Annotated in this window: 20 protein-coding genes and 2 other annotated features; of the genes, 16 read left to right on the forward strand and 4 right to left on the reverse strand. The window is 37.1% G+C overall.

Annotation, left to right across the window (positions count from 1 at the left end; all coding sequences use genetic code 11):
- The first annotated feature begins 25 nt into the window (after positions 1-25).
- Positions 26-937: an RCC1 domain-containing protein gene (locus ABH957_RS07980; protein ID WP_404510933.1), complete on the forward strand. Its 912-nt coding sequence runs from the start codon at positions 26-28 to the stop codon at positions 935-937.
- A gap of 257 nt (positions 938-1,194) precedes the next feature.
- Positions 1,195-1,395, forward strand: a complete 201-nt coding sequence (locus ABH957_RS07985; RefSeq protein WP_404456295.1) for a hypothetical protein — start codon at positions 1,195-1,197, stop codon at positions 1,393-1,395.
- 164 nt (positions 1,396-1,559) lie between these two features.
- Here ABH957_RS07985 and msrA read toward each other — a convergent pair whose 3' ends face one another.
- Both msrA and ABH957_RS07995 read right to left on the reverse strand, forming a co-directional pair.
- Positions 1,560-2,096: a peptide-methionine (S)-S-oxide reductase MsrA gene (msrA, locus tag ABH957_RS07990; protein WP_002189175.1), complete on the reverse strand. Its 537-nt coding sequence runs from the start codon at positions 2,094-2,096 to the stop codon at positions 1,560-1,562.
- A 90-nt stretch (positions 2,097-2,186) separates the two neighbouring features.
- Positions 2,187-2,945, reverse strand: coding sequence for an SDR family oxidoreductase (locus ABH957_RS07995; RefSeq protein ID WP_000911713.1), 759 nt, complete (start codon positions 2,943-2,945; stop codon positions 2,187-2,189).
- 258 nt (positions 2,946-3,203) lie between these two features.
- Positions 3,204-3,449: a binding site (T-box leader), on the forward strand.
- A 67-nt stretch (positions 3,450-3,516) separates the two neighbouring features.
- Positions 3,517-3,755 (forward strand) — a binding site (T-box leader).
- Positions 3,756-3,905: 150 nt separating this feature from the next.
- On the opposite strand from ABH957_RS07995, the gene ilvE reads away from it, so the two are divergent.
- The 6 genes from ilvE to ilvA are packed head-to-tail and all read left to right on the forward strand — an operon-like array spanning position 3,906 to position 10,806.
- Entirely contained in the window at positions 3,906-4,805 is a 900-nt protein-coding gene (gene ilvE / locus ABH957_RS08000; protein ID WP_404456299.1) for a branched-chain-amino-acid transaminase, read from the forward strand.
- Between the two features lie 22 nt (positions 4,806-4,827).
- Positions 4,828-6,543, forward strand: coding sequence for an acetolactate synthase large subunit (gene ilvB / locus ABH957_RS08005; protein ID WP_404491368.1), 1,716 nt, complete (start codon positions 4,828-4,830; stop codon positions 6,541-6,543).
- Positions 6,540-6,770: an ACT domain-containing protein gene (locus tag ABH957_RS08010; protein WP_044440462.1), complete on the forward strand. Its 231-nt coding sequence runs from the start codon at positions 6,540-6,542 to the stop codon at positions 6,768-6,770. Before ilvB ends, ABH957_RS08010 begins: the two co-directional genes overlap by 4 nt.
- A 14-nt stretch (positions 6,771-6,784) precedes the next feature.
- Positions 6,785-7,792 carry a ketol-acid reductoisomerase gene (ilvC, locus tag ABH957_RS08015; RefSeq protein WP_377866094.1) on the forward strand — a complete coding sequence of 336 codons (1,008 nt, stop codon included), beginning with the start codon at positions 6,785-6,787 and terminating at the stop codon, positions 7,790-7,792.
- 46 nt (positions 7,793-7,838) lie between these two features.
- Positions 7,839-9,512, forward strand: a complete 1,674-nt coding sequence (gene ilvD, locus ABH957_RS08020; protein WP_098501036.1) for a dihydroxy-acid dehydratase — start codon at positions 7,839-7,841, stop codon at positions 9,510-9,512.
- 31 nt (positions 9,513-9,543) lie between these two features.
- On the forward strand, positions 9,544-10,806 hold the full coding sequence (ilvA, locus tag ABH957_RS08025; RefSeq protein ID WP_404456306.1) for a threonine ammonia-lyase IlvA: 1,263 nt from the start codon (positions 9,544-9,546) through the stop codon (positions 10,804-10,806).
- 29 nt (positions 10,807-10,835) lie between these two features.
- Here the strand turns inward: ilvA and ABH957_RS08030 are convergent, their stop codons facing one another.
- On the reverse strand, positions 10,836-11,951 hold the full coding sequence (locus ABH957_RS08030; protein WP_404456309.1) for a CapA family protein: 1,116 nt from the start codon (positions 11,949-11,951) through the stop codon (positions 10,836-10,838).
- Positions 11,952-12,164: 213 nt separating this feature from the next.
- On the opposite strand from ABH957_RS08030, the gene ABH957_RS08035 reads away from it, so the two are divergent.
- From ABH957_RS08035 to ABH957_RS08045, 3 genes are all read left to right on the forward strand, one after another.
- Positions 12,165-12,884 carry a DUF554 domain-containing protein gene (locus ABH957_RS08035; protein WP_404456312.1) on the forward strand — a complete coding sequence of 240 codons (720 nt, stop codon included), beginning with the start codon at positions 12,165-12,167 and terminating at the stop codon, positions 12,882-12,884.
- Between the two features lie 14 nt (positions 12,885-12,898).
- Positions 12,899-13,765: a GNAT family N-acetyltransferase gene (locus ABH957_RS08040; RefSeq protein ID WP_404444430.1), complete on the forward strand. Its 867-nt coding sequence runs from the start codon at positions 12,899-12,901 to the stop codon at positions 13,763-13,765.
- Positions 13,766-13,881: 116 nt separating this feature from the next.
- Entirely contained in the window at positions 13,882-15,096 is a 1,215-nt protein-coding gene (locus ABH957_RS08045) for a multidrug efflux MFS transporter (RefSeq protein WP_404456314.1), read from the forward strand.
- Between the two features lie 54 nt (positions 15,097-15,150).
- Here the strand turns inward: ABH957_RS08045 and ABH957_RS08050 are convergent, their stop codons facing one another.
- Complete coding sequence (locus ABH957_RS08050; protein WP_404456316.1) at positions 15,151-15,912, reverse strand: DODA-type extradiol aromatic ring-opening family dioxygenase; 762 nt, start codon at positions 15,910-15,912, stop codon at positions 15,151-15,153.
- Between the two features lie 203 nt (positions 15,913-16,115).
- Between ABH957_RS08050 and ABH957_RS08055 the strand changes: the two genes are divergently transcribed.
- The 5 genes from ABH957_RS08055 (at position 16,116) to ABH957_RS08075 (ending at position 20,742) form a co-directional block, all read left to right on the forward strand.
- Positions 16,116-17,039, forward strand: coding sequence for an alpha/beta hydrolase (locus ABH957_RS08055; protein ID WP_404491370.1), 924 nt, complete (start codon positions 16,116-16,118; stop codon positions 17,037-17,039).
- A gap of 55 nt (positions 17,040-17,094) precedes the next feature.
- Entirely contained in the window at positions 17,095-17,700 is a 606-nt protein-coding gene (locus ABH957_RS08060) for a pentapeptide repeat-containing protein (protein WP_404444419.1), read from the forward strand.
- An 81-nt stretch (positions 17,701-17,781) separates the two neighbouring features.
- On the forward strand, positions 17,782-18,426 hold the full coding sequence (locus ABH957_RS08065) for a LytTR family DNA-binding domain-containing protein (protein WP_404444416.1): 645 nt from the start codon (positions 17,782-17,784) through the stop codon (positions 18,424-18,426).
- A gap of 127 nt (positions 18,427-18,553) precedes the next feature.
- A complete protein-coding gene (scpC, locus tag ABH957_RS08070; RefSeq protein ID WP_404444413.1) occupies positions 18,554-20,068 on the forward strand; it encodes a succinyl-CoA:acetate CoA-transferase ScpC in 1,515 nt (504 codons plus the stop codon).
- Between the two features lie 230 nt (positions 20,069-20,298).
- Entirely contained in the window at positions 20,299-20,742 is a 444-nt protein-coding gene (locus ABH957_RS08075) for a GNAT family N-acetyltransferase (protein ID WP_404444410.1), read from the forward strand.

A 20,742-nucleotide genomic window follows, 5' to 3' on the forward strand; every position in this document is an offset into this window, starting at 1 on the left:
ATACTTATATGCAAGGAGGTAAAACATGAATTACATTTCACCGAAAGAAGAGGTGTTAAAAGTGAAACGGTGGCCTAAAGATACGATAGTGGCGGGTCGTGGTCATACCGTTGCTCTTAAATCGGATGGCACGGTGGTAGCAGTGGGCCGAAATAAAGAAGGAGAATGCAATGTAAGCGGCTGGTGTGATATTGAAGCAGTCGCAGCGGGCAATGTTCATATGGCGACGAACACGGGTAATGCTCATACAATCGGTCTTAAATGTGACAGTACTGCGGTTGCAGTGGGTTGGAATAATCATGATCAATGTAATGTAAACGACTGGCATAATATTGTATCGGTTGCGGCGGGATGGCGTCGTACCATTGGCCTTAAACCGGATGGCACGGTAATAGCAGTGGGGCGAAATAAAGAAGGAGAATGCAATATAAGTAGCTGGCGTGATATTGTGGCGGTCGCGGTGGGTGACTGGCATACAGTCGGTCTTAAATTGGAAGGAACGGTGACGACTGTGGGTAATAATCGATATGGCCAATGTAATGTAAGTAGCTGGCGTGATATTGTGGTGATAGCGGCGGGATATCTTCATACAGTTGGTCTTAAATCAAACGGTATGGTGACAGCTGTGGGTAATAATAAACAGGGTCAATGTGATGTAAGCGATTGGCGTGATATTGTGGCGATAGCGGCAGGGAGTAGTCATACAATCGGTCTGAAATCGGATGGTACTGTAGTAGCAATGGGTTCAAATGAGTATGGTCAATGTAATGTAAGCGATTGGCGCGATATTGTAGCGATAGCGGCGGGGTGTGCACATACCGTCGGCCTTACATCTGACGGAACGGTGGTAGCAGTAGGTGATAGCGAATATGGCCAATGCGATGTACACAGCTGGCACGGTATCCGACTGCCCAATCCAAATATTTTGCCAATCTAAATATTTGTTGATGGGGAATAAGAATGTTTAATTTCTAATAAATCGCTGGTAATATTATGTTATTTCAGGCGTAATTATGGAATAGGATATGTAGAAAATAATCAAACTTAAATCTGCTGAGTAAGAATCCCTATTCAAAAGGGGTTCTTATTCTTTTCCATAAAATGAGGGTCTAAATGGAATTTTTGAACAAACTTTATTGCAAAGCTACAGTAGAAGACATGGTTTACAAATAAAGCATAAGGAGAGGTGAAGAAATGTTTAAAAAGTTTTTGCTTTTTTTACCAGATTTTTCAATTGTATGTATCGTTCTCTACATAACATACACGACCTCTCTTAGTTTTGGACAGATGGTATTAGTTGGGATTACAATCGGCATAATTGGTACTCTTGTTATAAGAATATGTACGGATTTATTTACGTTCATCAAGTGGACAATTAAACAAAGGAAATCTTGAATATGTTTAAATAGCTATTAGGAGGAGATGAAATGACTAATAAAAAGAATAGAGTAAAAAACGCGATAGTACTTTGGACATTAACAGCGATTGTTCTCATAATTGTATGGTACTTTTTTCAAAGATAAAAATGCATCGTACTTAAAAAGCACGATGCATTTTTATTATTTTTTTTGCCAATTTTCTTTTATGAAGTCTTCACGGCCAGATTCTTTTTGCTCAGTAGCATATTTCTCTGGATTCTTTTTATAGAAATGTTGGTGGTACTCTTCTGCTTCATAAAAAGGTGCAGCAGGAAGAATTTCAGTCACAATAGGATCTTTAAACATACCGCTTTCTGCTAGCGTTTGCTTCGATTTTTCTGCAAGCTCTTTTTGTGTTTCATTATGATAAAAAATTGCTGTGCGGTAAGAGGGACCACGGTCAAAAAATTGTCCGCCATCATCAGTCGGATCGATTTGTGGCCAATATAAATCTAGTAATTTTTGATACGGGAAAATAGAAGGATCGAATGTAATTTGAACGACTTCTAAATGGCCAGATGTTCCAGCTTTTACTTGTTCATATGTTGGATTTTCTATATGACCACCTGCATAGCCAGAAAGTACTTTATGAATACCAGGAAGTTCATCAAATGGTTTTACCATGCACCAAAAGCAACCACCTGCGAAGGTTGCGAGTTCGTATGTTTTTTCGGACATTGCTGTAATCCTCCTAAATGTATATGTTTTATATAGTATTATATAAATTGTTTTATTGCGCAATAAAAAAGATTTGAAAATATATGTTTTTTATAAACAAGATCCTCCGCTAACATCAATTAATTGTCCAGTAACCCAGCGGCTGTCTGGAGAAGCAAGAAAAGCAGCAGTATCGGCAATATCTTCTACTTCACCTAAGCGATTGAAGGCGGAAATAGTAGTAGCGTACTGTTTCATCATTGGGTCGCTCAATAGTTCTGCATTCATATCTGTTTTAATAAAGCCTGGAAGTATAGCATTTACTGTTATTCCTCGTGCTCCGAGTTGTTTTGCAAGCGTGAAAGTCATCGTGTTAATTGCACCTTTCGTCATACTATATGCAACGAAATCAGGCAAAGAAATGCGGGTGGCAGCTGATGAAATATTAATAATTCTGCTATTATCACGTAAACGTGGTAGTGCTTGTTGAATGATAAAGAATGGTGCTTTTGCATTTACTGAAACCATTCTATCAAAAAATTGTTCAGTCGTTTCTTCAATAAAAGCACCAGGACCGATTCCAGCGTTGTTTATTAAAATATCAAATTGTGTTCCACCAGTTCTTTTTTGTAGTTCGTTATCTAGAGAAATATACAGGTTGTCTACACCGTGTAAAGATTCAAGATTTGCACCGATAGAAAAAGCTGATCCGCCATTTGATTGAATTTCATGAACAGTTTCTTCAGCATCTTCTTTTCGATTTCCATAATGAACAGCAACTAATGCACCGTCGTTTGCTAACCGTTTTGCGATAGCACGTCCAATTCCTCGGCTTGCTCCTGTAACTAATGCTATTTTACCTTTTAACATAAATTTCTCATCTCCTCATAAATTGTATATGTTTTTAAGTTGTTTTTCTTTATGTAGTAACGCGAACATACTTAAGTAATATATGAGTATGTGTAAGAAGTTCATTCCGATTTTGTTTTGAGAAAAAATAAATAGATTTCTAGTGAATAGAATGAATTTTAATTTTTTTCTAAAAACATGTTGACAATGAAAAGAGTCGCGTCCTATAATACGTGTAACAAATAAAAGTTAATTAAGAATTTTCTAACTTTATATGTTGTATATGCAAAGAAGAGGAAAGTAGATGATTATGGTCGTTTCAGAGAGCTACTCCTAGGCTGTGAGAGTAGTAGCAATCGAATCATTGAAGATCACCTCGGAGCATCGCTTGCGAAAGGGAAACTGAGTAGAGGGCGGCGGCATCGTCTCCGGTAAAAGGACGGAGGTCTGATTGGACCTATGAAGCTTATATTTCGTGAGAAGTATAAGGAAGCTGAGTGGTAACGCGAAACTCTCGCCTCAGCAATCAAAGCTACTAATTTGTAGTAGTTGATTGCTGAGGCGAGAGTTTTTATTTTAAAAAATAGAATAAAAGAATGCGAGGAAGAGGAGAGTAAATGATAAAGATTGTTTCAGAGAGCTGCCCAAAGGCTGTGAGGGTGGTAACAATTGAATCATTGAAAATCACCTCGGAGCACTGCTTTTGAAGTTAGTAAAAAGTAGCGGAGTTGTTTCCGATAGAAAAATAAAAGTCTAATTGGACTTGCAGAGCTTATATTTCGTGAGAAGTGTAAGGAAGCTGAGTGGTACCACGAGTCTCTCGTCTCAGCAATGGATTGCTACAAGTGTGTAAGTAATCGATTGTTGAGCCGAGTATATTTTTAAGGTTAGTATACTGAATATTCTGTTAAAATACTCATCTCAGCAATCGATATAGAAATAGGTTGCAAAAATAGAGAGAAAAAAGAGGAGCGATGTGAGATGGGAAACCAGTACATTTACATGAATGGGGAATTTGTAGAAAAAGAAAAGGCAGTTGTTTCAGTATATGATCACGGCTTTTTATACGGGGACGGTGTATTTGAAGGGATTCGTAGTTACGGAGGAAATGTATTTTGTTTAAAAGAACATGTGAAACGATTATATGAATCGGCGAAATCTATTTTACTTACAATTCCAATGACGGTTGACGAAATGGAAGAAGCAGTTTTACAAACATTGCAAAAAAATGAATACGCGGATGCCTACATTCGATTAATTGTTTCAAGAGGAAAAGGTGACTTAGGACTCGATCCGAGAAGTTGTGTGAAACCGAGCGTAATTATTATTGCAGAGCAATTAAAGTTATTCCCACAGGAATTTTATGATAATGGACTAAGCGTTGTATCTGTTGCATCAAGACGTAATACGCCAGACGCATTAGACCCACGCATTAAGTCAATGAACTATTTAAATAACGTGCTTGTAAAAATTGAAGCGGCACAAGCGGGAGTGCTAGAGGCTCTTATGTTAAATCAACAAGGATATGTTTGTGAAGGGTCTGGAGATAATGTTTTCATTGTGAAAGATGGAAAAGTGTTAACACCTCCTTCGTACTTAGGGGCTCTAGAAGGTATTACGAGAAATAGTGTGATTGAGTTATGTGAGCGTCTAAGTATTCGGTGTGAGGAAAGGCCATTTACTCGCCATGACGTATATGTAGCAGATGAAGTGTTTTTAACAGGAACTGCAGCGGAACTAATTCCTGTAGTGAAAGTAGATTCAAGAGAAATTGGAGATGGAAAACCAGGAGATGTAACAAAAAGATTAACCGAAGAATTTAAAAAATTAACGAGAGAAAGAGGAGTACGTGTTCCAGGATTGGTGGAAAGTTTAGCGTAAATAAGGAGAGGAGTTAATTAAAATGGAGGAACAGTATACAGCATGTGATGAACTGCAGAGTGAAGAAGCTACAGGTGCTGGACACGTTATTCAATGTTTGAAGAAATTAGGTGTAACGACCGTTTTCGGTTATCCAGGCGGAGCGATTTTACCAATATACGATGAGTTATACGAAAGTGGTTTAAAGCACGTGCTAACTCGTCATGAACAAGCTGCAATTCATGCAGCGGAAGGATATGCGAGAGCTTCTGGAAAGGTTGGGGTAGTCTTTGCTACCTCTGGCCCAGGGGCGACGAATTTAGTTACGGGTTTAGCAGATGCTTATATGGATTCGATTCCTTTAGTTGTCATTACAGGGCAAGTTGCAACGCCTTTAATTGGTAAAGACGGATTTCAAGAAGCGGATGTTGTCGGAATTACAGTACCTGTTACGAAGCATAATTACCAAGTTCGTGATGTAAATCATTTATCACGAACTGTGCAAGAAGCTTTTTACATCGCCGAAAGCGGGCGGCCGGGACCGGTATTAATCGATATTCCAAAAGATGTTCAAAATGCAAATGTAACAAGTTTCTTTAATGAAGAAGTGGAGATTCCAGGATATAAACCAGAACCTTTGCCAGACAGTTTGAAACTGAGAGAGGTAGCAAAATCAATTTCAAAAGCAAAACGCCCACTCCTTTATATTGGGGGAGGCGTCATTCATTCAGGCGGATCTGAAGAACTCATCAAGTTTGCGAGGGAGAATCGTATTCCAGTCGTTTCAACTTTAATGGGACTGGGTGCATATCCGCCGGGAGATCCGTTGTTTTTAGGAATGCTCGGTATGCATGGAACGTACGCTGCAAATATGGCAGTAACAGAATGTGACTTATTACTGGCGTTAGGTGTTCGTTTCGATGATCGTGTAACAGGAAAATTAGAACTTTTTTCTCCGCATTCGAAAAAAGTACATATGGATATTGATCCTTCTGAGTTCCATAAAAATGTAACTGTAGAGCATCCGATTATTGGTGATGTGAAAAAGGCGCTACATATGCTGTTACATATGTCTATTTATACACAAACGGATGAATGGCTTCAGAAAGTGAAGAAATGGCAAGAAGAATATCCACTTTCATATAAGCAAAAAGAATTTGAGTTAAAACCACAGCATGTTATCAACTTAGTAAGTGAATTAACGAATGGTGAAGCGATTGTCACGACAGAGGTAGGACAGCATCAAATGTGGGCTGCTCACTTTTATAAAGCGAGAAAACCACGGACTTTTCTAACATCAGGGGGATTAGGGACGATGGGATTTGGTTTTCCAGCAGCAATTGGTGCTCAGCTTGCAAAAGAAGAAGAACTTGTCATCTGTATTGCTGGTGATGCTTCTTTCCAAATGAACATTCAAGAGCTGCAAACAATTGCTGAAAATAATATTCCTGTCAAAGTATTCATCATAAACAACAAGTTTTTAGGAATGGTAAGGCAATGGCAAGAAATGTTTTATGAAAACCGTTTGTCGGAATCGAGAATTGGGTCACCAGATTTTGTGAAAGTAGCAGAAGCTTATGGTGTAAAAGGGCTAAGAGCAACAAATTCGTTTGAGGCGAAAAAGGTAATGTTAGAAGCATTTTCTCATGAAGGTCCTGTCGTAGTTGACTTTTGTGTAGAAGAAGGTGAGAACGTCTTTCCGATGGTTCCGCCAAACAAAGGGAATAACGAAATGATTATGAAGAGGTGGGAAGAATGAGTCATACTTTTTCATTAGTTATTCATAACGATCCGAGCGTCTTATTACGTATAAGCGGAATTTTCGCTCGGCGTGGTTATTATATTTCTTCTTTAAATTTAAACGAAAGAGATACAAGTGGTGTTTCTGAAATGAAATTAACAGCAGTTTGTACTGAAAATGAAGCAACGTTACTTGTCAGTCAGTTGAAAAAATTAATCAATGTACTGCAAGTAAATAAATTATAAGGAGTGTATGGAATATGAAAACTTATTATGAGAAAGATGCAAATTTAGAGCTATTAAAAGGGAAAACAGTTGCGGTAGTCGGATATGGATCTCAAGGTCATGCCCAAGCACAAAATTTACGTGATTCTGGTGTGGAAGTTGTAGTTGGTGTTCGCCCTGGTAAGTCATATGAAGTAGCAAAAGCTGATGGATTTGAAGTAATGTCCGTTTCAGAAGCGGTTCGAACCGCACAAGTTGTACAAATGTTATTGCCGGATGAACAGCAAGCGTATGTATATAAAACAGAAGTAGAAGAGAATCTTCGTGAAGGACAAATGTTACTTTTCTCACATGGATTTAATATTCACTTCGGGCAAATTAATCCGCCAAGTTACGTAGATGTAGCGATGGTCGCGCCGAAAAGTCCAGGTCATCTCGTTCGCCGTGTCTTCCAAGAAGGAAATGGTGTCCCAGCATTAGTTGCAGTGCATCAAGATGCAACGGGAACAGCATTAAGTGTAGCACTAGCGTATGCAAAAGGTGTAGGTTGTACACGTGCAGGTGTAATTGAAACGACATTCCAAGAAGAAACAGAGACAGACTTATTCGGTGAGCAAGCAGTACTTTGCGGAGGAGTAACAGCACTTGTGAAAGCTGGTTTTGAAACGTTAACGGAAGGTGGATATCGTCCTGAAATTGCATACTTTGAATGTTTGCATGAATTAAAGTTAATTGTTGATTTAATGTACGAAGGCGGATTAACGAATATGCGTCATTCTATTTCAGATACGGCAGAGTTTGGAGATTATGTAACAGGATCAAGAATTGTTACAGATGAAACGAAGAAGGAAATGAAACGTGTTCTTGCAGAAATTCAGCAAGGTGAATTTGCGAAGAAATGGATTTTAGAAAATCAAGCAGGGCGTCCAACGTATAATGCGATGAAAAAAGCAGAACAAAACCATCAGCTAGAAAAAGTAGGAGCAGAGCTTCGTGAAATGATGAGCTGGATTCATGCACCGAAAGAATTAGTAAAGAAATAGATTAAGAGAGTATAAGTGAAAAATATGTAAGAGGGGATTTGACAAGATGAGAAGTGACATGATTAAAAAAGGTTTTGATAAAGCTCCGCATCGTAGTTTATTAAAAGCAACTGGTTTGAAAGATGAGGATTTTGATAAACCGTTTATTGCGATTTGTAATTCTTTTATTGAAATTATTCCAGGGCATAAGCACTTGAACGAGTTTGGAAAACTTGTAAAAGAAGCCGTTCGTGCAGCAGGCATGGTTCCATTCGAATTCAATACAATTGGAGTAGATGATGGTATTGCGATGGGACATATCGGTATGCGTTATTCGCTTCCGAGTCGTGAAATTATTGCAGATTCAGTAGAAACAGTTGTAAATGCACATTGGTTTGATGGCATGATTTGTATTCCAAACTGTGACAAAATTACACCTGGTATGATGATGGCGGCCCTTCGTATTAATATTCCAACTGTATTTGTTTCAGGCGGCCCGATGGCTGCGGGAAAAACATCTAAAGGAGAAGTTGTCGATTTAAGTTCCGTTTTTGAAGGGGTAGGAGCTTATCAATCCGGGAAAATTTCAGAAGAAGAATTAAAGGATATCGAAGATCATGGCTGTCCCTCTTGTGGCTCTTGTTCGGGTATGTTTACCGCGAATTCTATGAATTGTTTATGTGAAGTGTTAGGTTTAGCTCTTCCAGGAAACGGTAGTATTTTAGCAATTGATCCAAGACGTGAGGAGTTAATTAAACAAGCAGCAGAGAAATTAAAAATTTTAATTGAGAGAGATATTAAGCCACGTGATATTGTTACAGAAGAGGCAATTGATGATGCATTTGCACTTGATATGGCGATGGGAGGATCTACGAATACAGTATTACACACGCTAGCGCTCGCACAAGAGGCCGGATTAGATTACGATATGAACCGTATTGATGCTGTTTCAAGACGTGTACCGCATTTATGTAAAGTAAGCCCTGCTTCTAATTGGCATATGGAAGATATTGATCGAGCAGGCGGGATTAGTGCAATTTTGAAAGAGATGAGCCGAAAAGAAGGGGTACTTCATCTAGATCGAATAACTGCTACTGGGCAGACGTTAAGAGAAAACATTGCTCATGCAGAGATTAAAGATAGGGAAGTTATTCATTCTCTCGAAAACCCTCATAGTGAAGAAGGGGGATTACGTATATTAAAAGGAAACCTTGCGAAAGATGGGGCAGTTATTAAAAGCGGGGCAACTGAAGTAAAACGATTTGAAGGACCTTGCGTTATTTTTAATTCACAGGATGAGGCGCTTGCGGGCATTATGCTTGGGAAGGTTAAGAAAGGGGATGTAGTTGTTATTCGTTATGAAGGACCAAGAGGCGGCCCTGGTATGCCGGAAATGTTAGCACCAACATCAGCGATTGCTGGTATGGGATTAGGTGCAGATGTTGCGCTATTAACGGATGGACGTTTCTCTGGAGCTTCACGTGGTATTTCGGTAGGGCACATTTCGCCAGAAGCAGCTGCGGGCGGAACGATTGCACTTCTTGAACAAGGGGATATCGTTTGTATCGATGTTGAGGAAAGATTGTTAGAGGTAAGAGTTAGTGATGAAGAATTAAATAAGCGTAAAAAAGAATGGAAACGACCAGAACCGAAAGTGAAAACTGGCTGGCTTGGACGTTATGCACAGATGGTAACATCGGCGAATACAGGTGCAGTTCTAAAAATCCCAGATTTTGATTGAGCCAATTTAAAAGAGATAAGGATGATATGAAATGGTGCAGAAAGTAAAGGAGAGAGTGAAAATTGAAGATATCTTAATGGCTCATAATTGCATGAAAGATATCGTTATTAAAACACCGTTACAACGTGATACAGTTTTATCTGAGAAATATGATTGTGACGTTTATGTAAAACGAGAAGACTTACAATTGATTCGCTCTTTCAAAATTCGTGGTGCGTACAATTTAATTCAAAGTTTATCGGAAGAACAATTACAAAACGGCGTTGTTTGTGCAAGCGCTGGTAATCATGCACAAGGAGTTGCTTATACGTGTAATTTATTGAAGATTCCGTCAAGAATATTTATGCCGACAACGACACCTAAACAAAAAGTATCGCAAGTACAGTTTTTTGGTGGCGATTTTGCGGAAATTGTATTAATTGGTGATACATTTGATAGCTCGTTCCAAGAAGCACAGCGCTATTGTGAGGAAAATAGAATGACGTTCGTTCATCCGTTTGATGATCCTTATGTTATTGCTGGTCAAGGAACAGTGGCAGTTGAAATTATGCATGATATGGAGAAATCGGTTGACTTTATTTTTACAGCAATCGGCGGTGGTGGATTAGCATCAGGTGTTGGTACATATGTTAAAGGTGTTAGTCCTGCTACAAAGGTCATTGGTGTAGAGCCAATGGGAGCTGCGTCTATGAAAGAGGCTTTTCTTCAAAATGATAATGTCGCATTGGAGAAAATAGATAGTTTTGTTGATGGGGCAGCTGTCAAAAAAGTAGGGAAGTTAACATTTGAAACGTGTAAAGATGTAATTGATGACATTGTTTTAGTACCAGAGGGGAAGGTTTGTACGACGATTTTAGAACTGTATAAGAAAAATGCAATTGTAGCTGAGCCCGCGGGTGCACTATCTATTGCAGCGCTTGATTTATACAAAGATGAAATAAAAGGTAAAACAGTTGTATGTACGCTAAGTGGTGGAAATAATGATATTGATAGAATGCAAGAAATGAAAGAACGTTCGCTCATTTATGAAGGACTAAAACATTACTTCATCATTGAATTCCCGCAGCGTTCAGGTGCGCTAAGAGAATTTCTTGATAAAGGATTAGGGCCAGGAGATGATATTACTCGCTTTGAATACATTAAGAAACATAATAAAGAAAATGGTCCAGCGTTAGTCGGCGTAGAATTAAAACATAAAGAGGATTATGAGCAATTAATTACTCGTTTTAAAGAAAATAATATTCAATTTATGGAGCTTAATAAAAATCCTGTTTTGTTTGATTTACTTATTTAATAGAAATAAAAATAGAAAGAGAGCTAATGTTAGCTCTCTTTCTGCTTTCGTTTATTAATTATCTTACCGCTATCATCAATTTCTACATCAGTTGAAATCGTCTGTAAATATTGTAGCGCTTTTTTCTTCTCGTCTTCATTTACAGGAGAAATTTGATTGTTTCGTATTATGTAAGGATTGAAAGACATTTGAACATCTTCCCCTTTAAACGTTAAGGTCAAAACGCCTGTTTCAGCACTTTTTCCGTTTACGTAGCTCGGGAATAAGAAGTTTCCTAATGAGTAAGCGACAGGAACATTCTTATGATATTCAAATCCTTGTAGCCAATGCGGGTGACTTCCAACGATAGCGTCGGCACCTGCCTCTACCATTTTTGGAACATATTGTTTTTGGTATTCTATTGGACGATTTGATTTTTCAACGCCCCAATGCATATAAACGATTACATAATCAGCATCTTTCTTTTGCTCTTGAATCGTTTTTGTTACAAGATCTAGATCATATCCGTTCGTAACGCCAGGCTTATTTTCACCAGCTACCCAATTAAAGTTAGGCATAAATCGAACGAAGGAAAGAAACTTAAATTTTTTTCCTTTTACAGTTAGTTCACGAGCGGTATAAGCATCCTCAGCATTTTTTCCGGCTCCAGTGTAAGGTAGTTTTAATTTTTCAACGTGAGAAATGGTGTCTAGTAGTCCATCTTGTCCATAATCAAGCGTATGGTTATTGCCAATATTGACAATATCGTATCCAGTATTTTTTATTGCTTGTAGTGTGGATGGATCGCTTTTAATCCAAAATTGTTGCCCAGGCACTTTTTTTTCTCTCGTTGTAAATGCTGACTCTAAATTAACAAAAGAAATATCAGCTTTCGTTATTTCTTTTTTTACATGTTGGAATGGATAATCAGCCCCATTTTTTTCGATTACGGGACGTAATTGCCAATCGAACATTGTATCACCAGAGAAAGTGAGTGTGATTTCAGGGTCTTCTATTTTCTCTTCGCTTTTTGAAGCAGTTTTACTAGATTTGTTTTGCATATCAGGTTTGTCTTTTGCTTTTGAAATAAAAGAGTAGTTGATTAATAAAACAATTGGTGTAATGAAAAAGGCTATTAACAGAAATCGTTTTAGTAAAGTTTTCATAAATACCGTCCCTTTTGAGTTTATCCCACAATTAGATTAACAATGAATCTACTAAAAGCAATTGGTCTTTGTATAGTAACAAAAAAATAGCGAGTTATATAGTAGAAATCGTTTGTTAATATTCTCAATATTAAGTTAACATATAGATAACCTGTAAATCAATGAATAAACCAAAATATAGAAATAAAGAATTCGAAGGGTGAAGAATGAGAAATGGTTATATTAGGAGCAGTTGTAAATGGGATTTGTATTATATTTGGTACTTTACTAGGTAAATTATTTAGTAGAATTCCAGAAAGTATGAAAGGAACAATTATGCATGCAATCGGTTTAGCGGTTACTGTGCTTGGACTTCAAATGGCATTGAAAAGTGAAAATTTTCTTGTTGTCATACTAAGTTTAGTAATTGGTACCGTCATCGGGGAATGGCTGCAATTAGAGGGAAAGTTAAAGCTGTTAGGAGATTGGCTAGAAAATAAAGTTGGATCGAAAGGGAAAGGGAGCATATCAGAAGGCTTTGTAACAGCTACTTTAATTTTTGCAATTGGTGCGATGGGGATACTTGGTGCACTCGACAGCGGGATTCGCGGAAATCATGATATTTTATTTACAAAGGCGATTATTGATGGATTTATTTCTATTATATTAACGACAACTTTAGGAATTGGCGTAGTATTTTCGGCGATTCCAGTTATTTTATACGAAGGAGGTATTGCGGTTTTTGCAACACAAATTAATAGTTTGGTCCCGAAAGCATTAATGAATCAATTTATAGTGGAAATGACAGCTACAGGTGGTATTATGATAGCCGCTATTGGCTTGAACTTACTTGGTGTTATTAAAATTAAGGTGGCAAATTTACTTCCAGGCATATTAATGGTTGGAGTAATTGTTTCTATTATATATGGTTATGGTTTGATAATAAGTCATTAGGGGAAGGGATATAGATGGTGGAATTCCAATTTACAAAACGTGCATATAAAATATTGGAGATCGCAGCAGAAGAGGCTGAGTGTAGTAAAGGTATTATCCATCCAGTTCATCTATTTATAGGAGCTTGTAAGGAAGGTACTGGAGTTTGCGCGGAGTTACATATGTATTTATTTCATACGGTGGGTATGGATTTTTTAGCAAAGATATCGTTACTCCAACAATATTATGAAAATGATATAGAATACATAAATGTTGGGGAGTTTAAAGTTTCAAATAAGACGATAGAAGTTTTAAAAGTAGCGAAGAAACGGATGGAACGTTTTCAGCAAATAGTAATAAATGAAGGGCATGTTTTATATGCAATTTTTCAAGGGGATGAAGTTATTAATAAGGTTATAAGTGAAAAGACGAAAAAAGATGTATTGCAAATTACATCTGAACCAAGAGACTTGACGGTTGCATTAACAAGATCTGATCCTATTTGTAATAGTTTAAGCTGTAATATTAGAAAAGCGATTTCTTCTGATTTTGAAAAGTTGGCACGTTTTGTTAAGGATGAATTTGGGGAGCGTTGGTTAAAATCTTTAGATTATGGATTTCGGACATATAAAGAAGAGTTACCTATTTTTATTGCTGAACAAGGAGGAGAAATCATTGGTTTCGCTTGTTATGATGTTGTGAGAGGAAAGAAAGGGCTGTTTGGCCCGATGGGTACAGCGAAACATAATCGTGTGAACGGTGTTGGGAAGACGTTATTGAATCATTGTTTATATAACATGAAGAAAATCGGATATGAGTATGCAATTATAGGACAAGCAGGTCCGATTGAGTTTTACGAGCGATGCTGTAATGCACGTTTAATACCAATAGGAGATAATTAACTCTATCCCTTTGCAAAGAATGCAAAGGGATAGAGTTTTATTATGTATAAAGCAAATTACTAAACTTTTTCTAGAAAACGGTGTAGAATGGGTATCGAATGAAAGAAGGTGTGAAAATGGCCAGCTGGAAACGAAATTTAATGATTTGTTGGCTAGGTTGTTTTACCACTGCAGCCGGTATGAGTTTAGTAATTCCTTTTTTATCTTTTTATATTGAGGAATTAGGGGTGACCGGCACTTCTAGTATTGCACAGTGGTCGGGACTTGCATTTGGAGTGACATTTTTAATGGGTGCGATCGTATCACCAATATGGGGCAAGCTTGGTGATATACATGGACGGAAATTAATGCTTATACGTGCGAGCCTTGGTATGGCGATAATTATGACGCTTATGGGGTTTGTGACGGACGTGTATCAACTAGTCGCACTTCGGTTTTTAATGGGAGCGGTATCAGGTTTCCTTTCTACAGCGATGACATTTATTGCTGCAGAAACTCCGCAAGAACATTCAGGGTGGGCAATTTCTACAATCTCAACTGGAGGCGTGAGTGGTTCATTACTTGGGCCGATACTCGGAGGTTATTTGTCAGAGTTAATCGGAATGCGCCATGTTTTTTTAGTTACAGGAGCTTTCTTATTCCTTTCCTTTCTCATCGTCTTTTTCTTCTTACATGAAGAGAATCATTCTGCTAAAGCAAAAAAGGCACAGCCGAAAAAAGTATGGACGATGGTCCCGGCAAAACATTTAATAATAAGTTTATTTGTAGCAACCTTTATTATTCAGCTTGCAAATATGTCAATTCAACCTATTATTACGTTGTACGTAAAGCATTTGGCAGGACCAGGAACAGATCATATTGAAATGCTTGCAGGTGCAGTCATGTCTGCAACAGGATTAGCAGTAATTTTAGCAGCTCCTAAGCTAGGAAGATTATCAGATCATATTGGCCCCCAAAAAACGTTAGTTGTAGCGTTGTTTGCTGCAGGAATTATTTTTATCCCGCAAGCATTTGTAACCTCAGCTTGGCAACTATTAATTCTTCGATTTTTATTAGGTATCGCACAAGCAGGATTATTACCTTCCGTACAAACTCTACTAAAACAACATACACCAACCCATGTAACGGGACGAATATTTGGATATAATCAATCGTTTCAGTTTCTAGGGAATATGATTGGACCAGTACTTGGTGGACAAATTGCAGCACATGCGGGCTTCCAATATGTTTTCTTCTCTACTTCATCATTATTATTTATTGCGTGCATTTGGGTTTATTTTCATAATAAGAACGAAGAGGTATCAGAGAAACGACATTTGGAAGTTAGTTAACTAGGTGAATGAACAGTAAAAAGGATGAAGCAATATTTGCTTCATCCTTTTTTATTAAAATTGAAGGCAAAGATAACTTAATGTACCAAGCTCGTAGCTACGGTGAATGACTTTCCCTGTCTGTTCACCGCTACCCATTGCGATAAATAAAGGAACAAAATGCTCTGCTCGTGGTACTGCTAATTGTGCATGAGGCGCATTTCTCTCCCAATCAAACAATGCATCTTTATCATTGGTCTGCATATGTTTAATAATCCAATCATCAAATTCCATCGCCCATTTTTCAGGTGTTGTTTGATTCCATTTCAATACCCGTAAATTATGAACAGTAACTCCGCTACCGATTACTAAAATATCTTCTTGTCCAAGTCCTTTTAGTGCCTCTCCAATTTCAAATTGTTCTTTTGCAGGAAGGAATGGATTTACTGATATTTGTATGACAGGAATATCTGCTTCTGGATACATACGATGCAGGAGTGTCCATGAACCATGATCTAACCCTCTCGTCATATTATGATGGACTGGAATGCCTTTGTTTTTAAATTTTGTTGCTAGCATAGACGCAATGCTAGAAGAGCCTTTCGCACGATATTTGATTTCGTATAATTCAGGAGGAAAACCTCCAAAATCATAAATTGTTTCATATTCTTCATCTGAAGAGGAAATCGTTAATACTTCACTTTCCCAGTGAGCGGTAAAAATAACAATAGCTTTCGGTTTATATGTTTCTCCAAGTGTTTTTAAAAAACTTGTATATTCTGTATCTTGAATAGCGAGCATCGGTGATCCGTGTGCTAAAAATAATGATGGCATCATAATAGAAACCTCCCAAAATATAATAATTACTTTATGTAAGTAACTATATAATTTTATTTTCTGTTCGTCAATATATTAGTTTAAGAGTTAATTGGAAAAGTGAGTCATTTGTCATAATGAAAGCAATTGCATATAATACATAATAAGAATAATGAATGGATATTCATTTTTTGATATACATAATAGAGTTGGGGGCTGACGAAATGAACGTACAGGAAAGTTTCGTTACGGCATTGGATGGATCGGAAATTTATTTACGTAAGTGGCTACCAGAAGGAGATCCGCGAGGGATTATTCAAATTGCACATGGTATGACAGAACATGCAGGTGTTTATACAGACTTTATTGCTGCGTTATTAGAAGCAGGATATGGTGTTTATGCACATGATCATAAAGGTCATGGGAAAACAGTGAAAAGAGAAGAAGATTATGGTCATTTTGAACCAAATGTAGGTTGGAATGAGGCTGTGTCTGATGTTATCTTTGTATCAGAAACGATAAGAAAAGAGCAGACATGCCCGTTATTTTTACTTGGACATAGTATGGGTTCTTTTTTATCAAGACGTGCTGTACAACTGAAAGGGGAATTATATGATGGATTCCTTATTTCAGGAACTGGTGGAAATCCAGGGCTTTTAGGAAGTATCGGTCATAAAGTGGCGACAATTGAGATGAAATTACGCGGGGCAAAAACGAAAAGTCCGATGCTAAACTTTTTATCTTTCGGAAACTTTAATTCACACTTTAAACCAAATCGTACAAAATTTGATTGGTTATCTTCAGATAATAATCAAGTTGATAAATATATTGCGGATCCGTTATGTGGATTCATTTGTACGACTAGTTTTTATCGAGAATTATTTTCTGGTGTATTAGAAGTAAATAAACTAGAAGAGTTCAAGAAAACACCGAAAAACCTTCCGATACATATTTTTTCAGGTGATCGTGATCCTGTTGGGGATATGGGGAAAGGTGTAAAAGAAGTATATGAAAATTATAAAAAATGTGATGTGAAAGATGTAACACTTCGTTTATATGAAAATGGAAGACATGAAATGTTCCATGAAGTAAATCGAGATGAAGTATTTCAAGATTTGATTTCTTGGCTAGATAAGCATATTGTATGAGAAGAAACCTCACTTTTTTGAAGTGAGGTTTCTTTAAGGAGATGGAGGAATAGTTATGAGTGAATTTGTTAATAAAGAATATGTAGAAATAGATTTTCAAGATGTTTTGATTAAAGAAGAGGAATTGAAGAATTGTACTTTCATAAAATGCCGTTTTAGAGGGATAGATGCATCGGAAGTTTCTACTGAAAATTGTAATTTCATAGAATGTGATTTTACCGGTGCTCTTTTTAACGCTTCTATCCATCAAAGAACGACATTTGCGAATTGTAAGTTTGTTGGTGCGAATTTATTCGTATCGAAGTTTGAAGAATGTAAAATGACCGGCTCTGATTTTGAAGAAGCGAATTTAGACGGAATAACTATAATATCGGGTGATTGGTCCTATACGAATTTAAGGTTTGCGAATTTAAGTAAACAAATGCTAAAGGGTATACGTTTAATTGAAGCTGACCTATATGAATGTAATTTAGAAAAAGCAGATTTACGTGAAGCGGATTTAACGGGTGCACAATTAGGCAAGGTAAAACTTAGCGGCGCAGATTTAAGAGGAGCTGTAGTTGATAGAGTTGATTTTAAAAGTTTCGATTTAAAAAATGTAAAATTAGATATAGCGCAGGCAGTTGCAGTAGCAAGATGTTATGGGGCTAAGGTGAACTAAATTGTTTGTAAAACCGTTCAAAATGCTGAACGGTTTTTTAAATCATAATAGTAGTATAATAGTGAATGAGGTGTTTATAGTATGGAAGATAAAACATTAGGTATACTACTAGATGTTGTTGGGGAATTATTTTCAGATGAAATATCAATCGCCGTTTCGAATACGAAAGAATATATTTACTATCGGCCAAGTAAACGAATTGATTTAAAGATTAGCACCGGTGATCCTATTAAGGAAGGGACAATTGCTCATAAAGCAATGGTAACGAAGCAAAAAGCCTCTGAATTTATTAACCGGGATGTTTTCGGTATTCCTTATCATGGAATGGCCGTACCATTTTCAAATAATGGAAAGATTGAAGGTTGCGTGACGGCAATTTATCCAGCTTTAACGGATGGTAAGTCAGTCGTTACTTTAAAAACAACAGACGGATGGGTTCCGGTTCCTTTTTCAAAGGTGATGTATTTAGAGGCTAAAGATAAAAAGACGTATGTGAATTCAGAAGAGTTAACAGGAACACATAAGTACTCTCTACAAGAATTCGAATATTTGCTTCCGAAAGATTCATTTATTAGGTGTCACCGTTCATTTATTGTAAATGTTAATCATATTAAAGCGATTTATCCTGATACCCATTCTACTTTTTTACTTTCTATGGATAACGGAGAGAGAGTACCAGTTAGTCAATCATACGCCAGTTATTTTCGTAAGCTTCTAGGATTCTAAATTATTCTGCTTTAGAACCTAGATTTGCTGTTTTATCTGAATTTTCGGCATTGTATACTAAAATCCCTATTTTCATAGTGTTAATGTGTAAAATAATTATGAATATTCATTAAGAGAGGGATTACATATGGAGAATAATTTGGATAGAATCAGGGATCAACGTTTAAAAGATCGGGTAGTTACACCTGAAGAAGCAGCTTCATGGATTGAAAGTGGAATGACTTTAGGATTAAGTGGATTTACACGTGCTGGGGATGTAAAAGCAGTCCCGTTTGCGCTGGTGAACCGAGTGAAGAATGATAAATCTTTTAAAGTAAATGTTTATACAGGGGCTTCCTTAGGTTCGGATGTAGATAAATTATTTGCTGAGGCAGGAATTTTAGGGAAAAGATTGCCTTTCCAAGCCGATGCGACTATGCGAAAAGGAATTAATAACGGAGACTTTTTATTTGTGGATCAGCACTTATCTCATACAGCAGAGCTACTCCGTGCTGACGTTATGGATATAGATGTCGCTATTTTGGAAGCGGTTGCGATTACTGAAGACGGCATGATTATTCCAACCACTTCAATTGGAAATTCCTTAGCATTTTCCTTAAATGCTAAGTCCATTATTATTGAAATGAATATGGCTCAATCTACGCAACTAGAGGGGCTGCATGATTTATATGAACCAGGTAAACAAGGGGAAAGACTTCCGATTCCGCTTGCAAAAACGGATGATCGAATTGGAACGATCGGTATCCCGATTGATGCAGAAAAAGTGAAGGGGATTGTGTTTACGAATCAACTGGATTCACCATCGACAATTGTTCCTCCAGATGAAGAAACTGTCATTATGGCACAACATTTAATAGAGTTCCTTCGAGAAGAAGTTAAAGTAGGCCGATTAACAAAGAGTTTAGCACCGTTACAATCGGGAATTGGTTCAGTTGCTAATGCAGTATTGCACGGCATGCTAGATTCGGAGTTTGAAGATTTAGAAGTGTATTCTGAAGTTTTACAGGATGCGGTCTTTGATCTAATGGATGCTGGGAAAGTCAATTTTGCTTCCTGCTGCTCCATCACGCTTTCTGAAGAGAAAATGCAACAAGTATTTTCCGACTTTGAAAAATATCGTGACAAATTAATGATGCGCCCGCAAGAGATTTCTAATCACCCTGAAATCATTCGCCGCCTCGGATTAATCTCGATTAATACTGCTTTAGAATTAGATATATACGGAAATGTTAACTCCACTCACGTTTTAGGTACAAAAATGATGAACGGTATTGGTGGTTCTGGTGATTTTGCAAGAAATGCACGTCTAGCGATCTTTGTTACGAAATCGATTGCAAAAGATGGTAACATTTCAAGTATCGTTCCTTTCGTTTCTCATGTAGACCATACTGAACACGATGTAGATGTTATCGTCACTGAACAGGGCTTTGCTGACCTAAGAGGACTAGCGCCAAGAGAAAGAGTGAAACTAATTATTGAGAATTGCGCACATCCAATGTATCGTGACCAGCTAAGAGCTTATTTCGAAGAAGCACAAACAAGAGGTGGACAAACGCCTCATGTTTTAGAAAAAGCTTTTTCTTGGCATACGAATTATGCTAAAAATGGAACAATGCTTGAAGCGGTAGTAGAAACTATATAGTTATGTAGTATAAAAATAGTAAAACAAATGATTTTCAATATAATATGCCATAAAGGTTAAAAGAAAAAGAACGCCAATTTTCAGGAATGGCGTTCTTTTTCTTTTAAAAAATTGTTACCTATAATAAAGATTTATAAAAGTAATCTCTTATTTACGTAAATAAGAGGTTTTTTAAATTACTTTTCGAATCATTTTAAGAGTTTATATATCGAAGGTAAGGAGAAAGAATCATGAAGATAAGAAAAGCGTTATTAAGTGAAGCAAATGAATTAAGTGAACTCGCGCTACATTCAAAAGCAACGTGGAATTATAGCGAAGAATTTATTCTTGCTTGTAAGGGAGATTTAACAGTTACAGAAGAGTACATAAAAAATAATTTTGTATATGTTTTAGAAAATGATAATACGAAGATTGGTTTTTTCTCATTTTTACGTGACGATAATGCTCTCGATTTCCTATACATTCATCCTCGTTTTAAAGGGAAAGGCTACGGGAAAATACTTTGGGAGAATGTAATAGAAAAAGCGAAGGAACTAGGATTAAAAAGTTTTACGATTGATAGTGATCCGAATGCAAAAGGATATTATTTAAAGATGGGAGCAAAGTTAATCGGAGAGACGTCATCAACAGTATTTAAAAATCGTCTTTTACCACTTTTGCAATATGAAGTGTAA

The organism is Bacillus sp. RC242, from assembly GCF_044908245.1.
GTDB lineage: Bacteria > Bacillota > Bacilli > Bacillales > Bacillaceae_G > Bacillus_A > Bacillus_A mycoides.

What these genes read in the sequence shown, in the direction of transcription:
- ABH957_RS07980 (WP_404510933.1), top strand. Translation starts at nt 26, where the DNA reads ATGAATTACATTTCACCGAAAGAAGAGGTGTTAAAAGTGAAACGGTGG.
- ABH957_RS07985 (WP_404456295.1), top strand. Translation starts at nt 1,195, where the DNA reads ATGTTTAAAAAGTTTTTGCTTTTTTTACCAGATTTTTCAATTGTATGT.
- msrA (WP_002189175.1), bottom strand. Translation starts at nt 2,096, where the DNA reads ATGTCCGAAAAAACATACGAACTCGCAACCTTCGCAGGTGGTTGCTTT.
- ABH957_RS07995 (WP_000911713.1), bottom strand. Translation starts at nt 2,945, where the DNA reads ATGTTAAAAGGTAAAATAGCATTAGTTACAGGAGCAAGCCGAGGAATT.
- ilvE (WP_404456299.1), top strand. Translation starts at nt 3,906, where the DNA reads ATGGGAAACCAGTACATTTACATGAATGGGGAATTTGTAGAAAAAGAA.
- ilvB (WP_404491368.1), top strand. Translation starts at nt 4,828, where the DNA reads ATGGAGGAACAGTATACAGCATGTGATGAACTGCAGAGTGAAGAAGCT.
- ABH957_RS08010 (WP_044440462.1), top strand. Translation starts at nt 6,540, where the DNA reads ATGAGTCATACTTTTTCATTAGTTATTCATAACGATCCGAGCGTCTTA.
- ilvC (WP_377866094.1), top strand. Translation starts at nt 6,785, where the DNA reads ATGAAAACTTATTATGAGAAAGATGCAAATTTAGAGCTATTAAAAGGG.
- ilvD (WP_098501036.1), top strand. Translation starts at nt 7,839, where the DNA reads ATGAGAAGTGACATGATTAAAAAAGGTTTTGATAAAGCTCCGCATCGT.
- ilvA (WP_404456306.1), top strand. Translation starts at nt 9,544, where the DNA reads ATGGTGCAGAAAGTAAAGGAGAGAGTGAAAATTGAAGATATCTTAATG.
- ABH957_RS08030 (WP_404456309.1), bottom strand. Translation starts at nt 11,951, where the DNA reads ATGAAAACTTTACTAAAACGATTTCTGTTAATAGCCTTTTTCATTACA.
- ABH957_RS08035 (WP_404456312.1), top strand. Translation starts at nt 12,165, where the DNA reads ATGGTTATATTAGGAGCAGTTGTAAATGGGATTTGTATTATATTTGGT.
- ABH957_RS08040 (WP_404444430.1), top strand. Translation starts at nt 12,899, where the DNA reads ATGGTGGAATTCCAATTTACAAAACGTGCATATAAAATATTGGAGATC.
- ABH957_RS08045 (WP_404456314.1), top strand. Translation starts at nt 13,882, where the DNA reads ATGGCCAGCTGGAAACGAAATTTAATGATTTGTTGGCTAGGTTGTTTT.
- ABH957_RS08050 (WP_404456316.1), bottom strand. Translation starts at nt 15,912, where the DNA reads ATGATGCCATCATTATTTTTAGCACACGGATCACCGATGCTCGCTATT.
- ABH957_RS08055 (WP_404491370.1), top strand. Translation starts at nt 16,116, where the DNA reads ATGAACGTACAGGAAAGTTTCGTTACGGCATTGGATGGATCGGAAATT.
- ABH957_RS08060 (WP_404444419.1), top strand. Translation starts at nt 17,095, where the DNA reads ATGAGTGAATTTGTTAATAAAGAATATGTAGAAATAGATTTTCAAGAT.
- ABH957_RS08065 (WP_404444416.1), top strand. Translation starts at nt 17,782, where the DNA reads ATGGAAGATAAAACATTAGGTATACTACTAGATGTTGTTGGGGAATTA.
- scpC (WP_404444413.1), top strand. Translation starts at nt 18,554, where the DNA reads ATGGAGAATAATTTGGATAGAATCAGGGATCAACGTTTAAAAGATCGG.
- ABH957_RS08075 (WP_404444410.1), top strand. Translation starts at nt 20,299, where the DNA reads ATGAAGATAAGAAAAGCGTTATTAAGTGAAGCAAATGAATTAAGTGAA.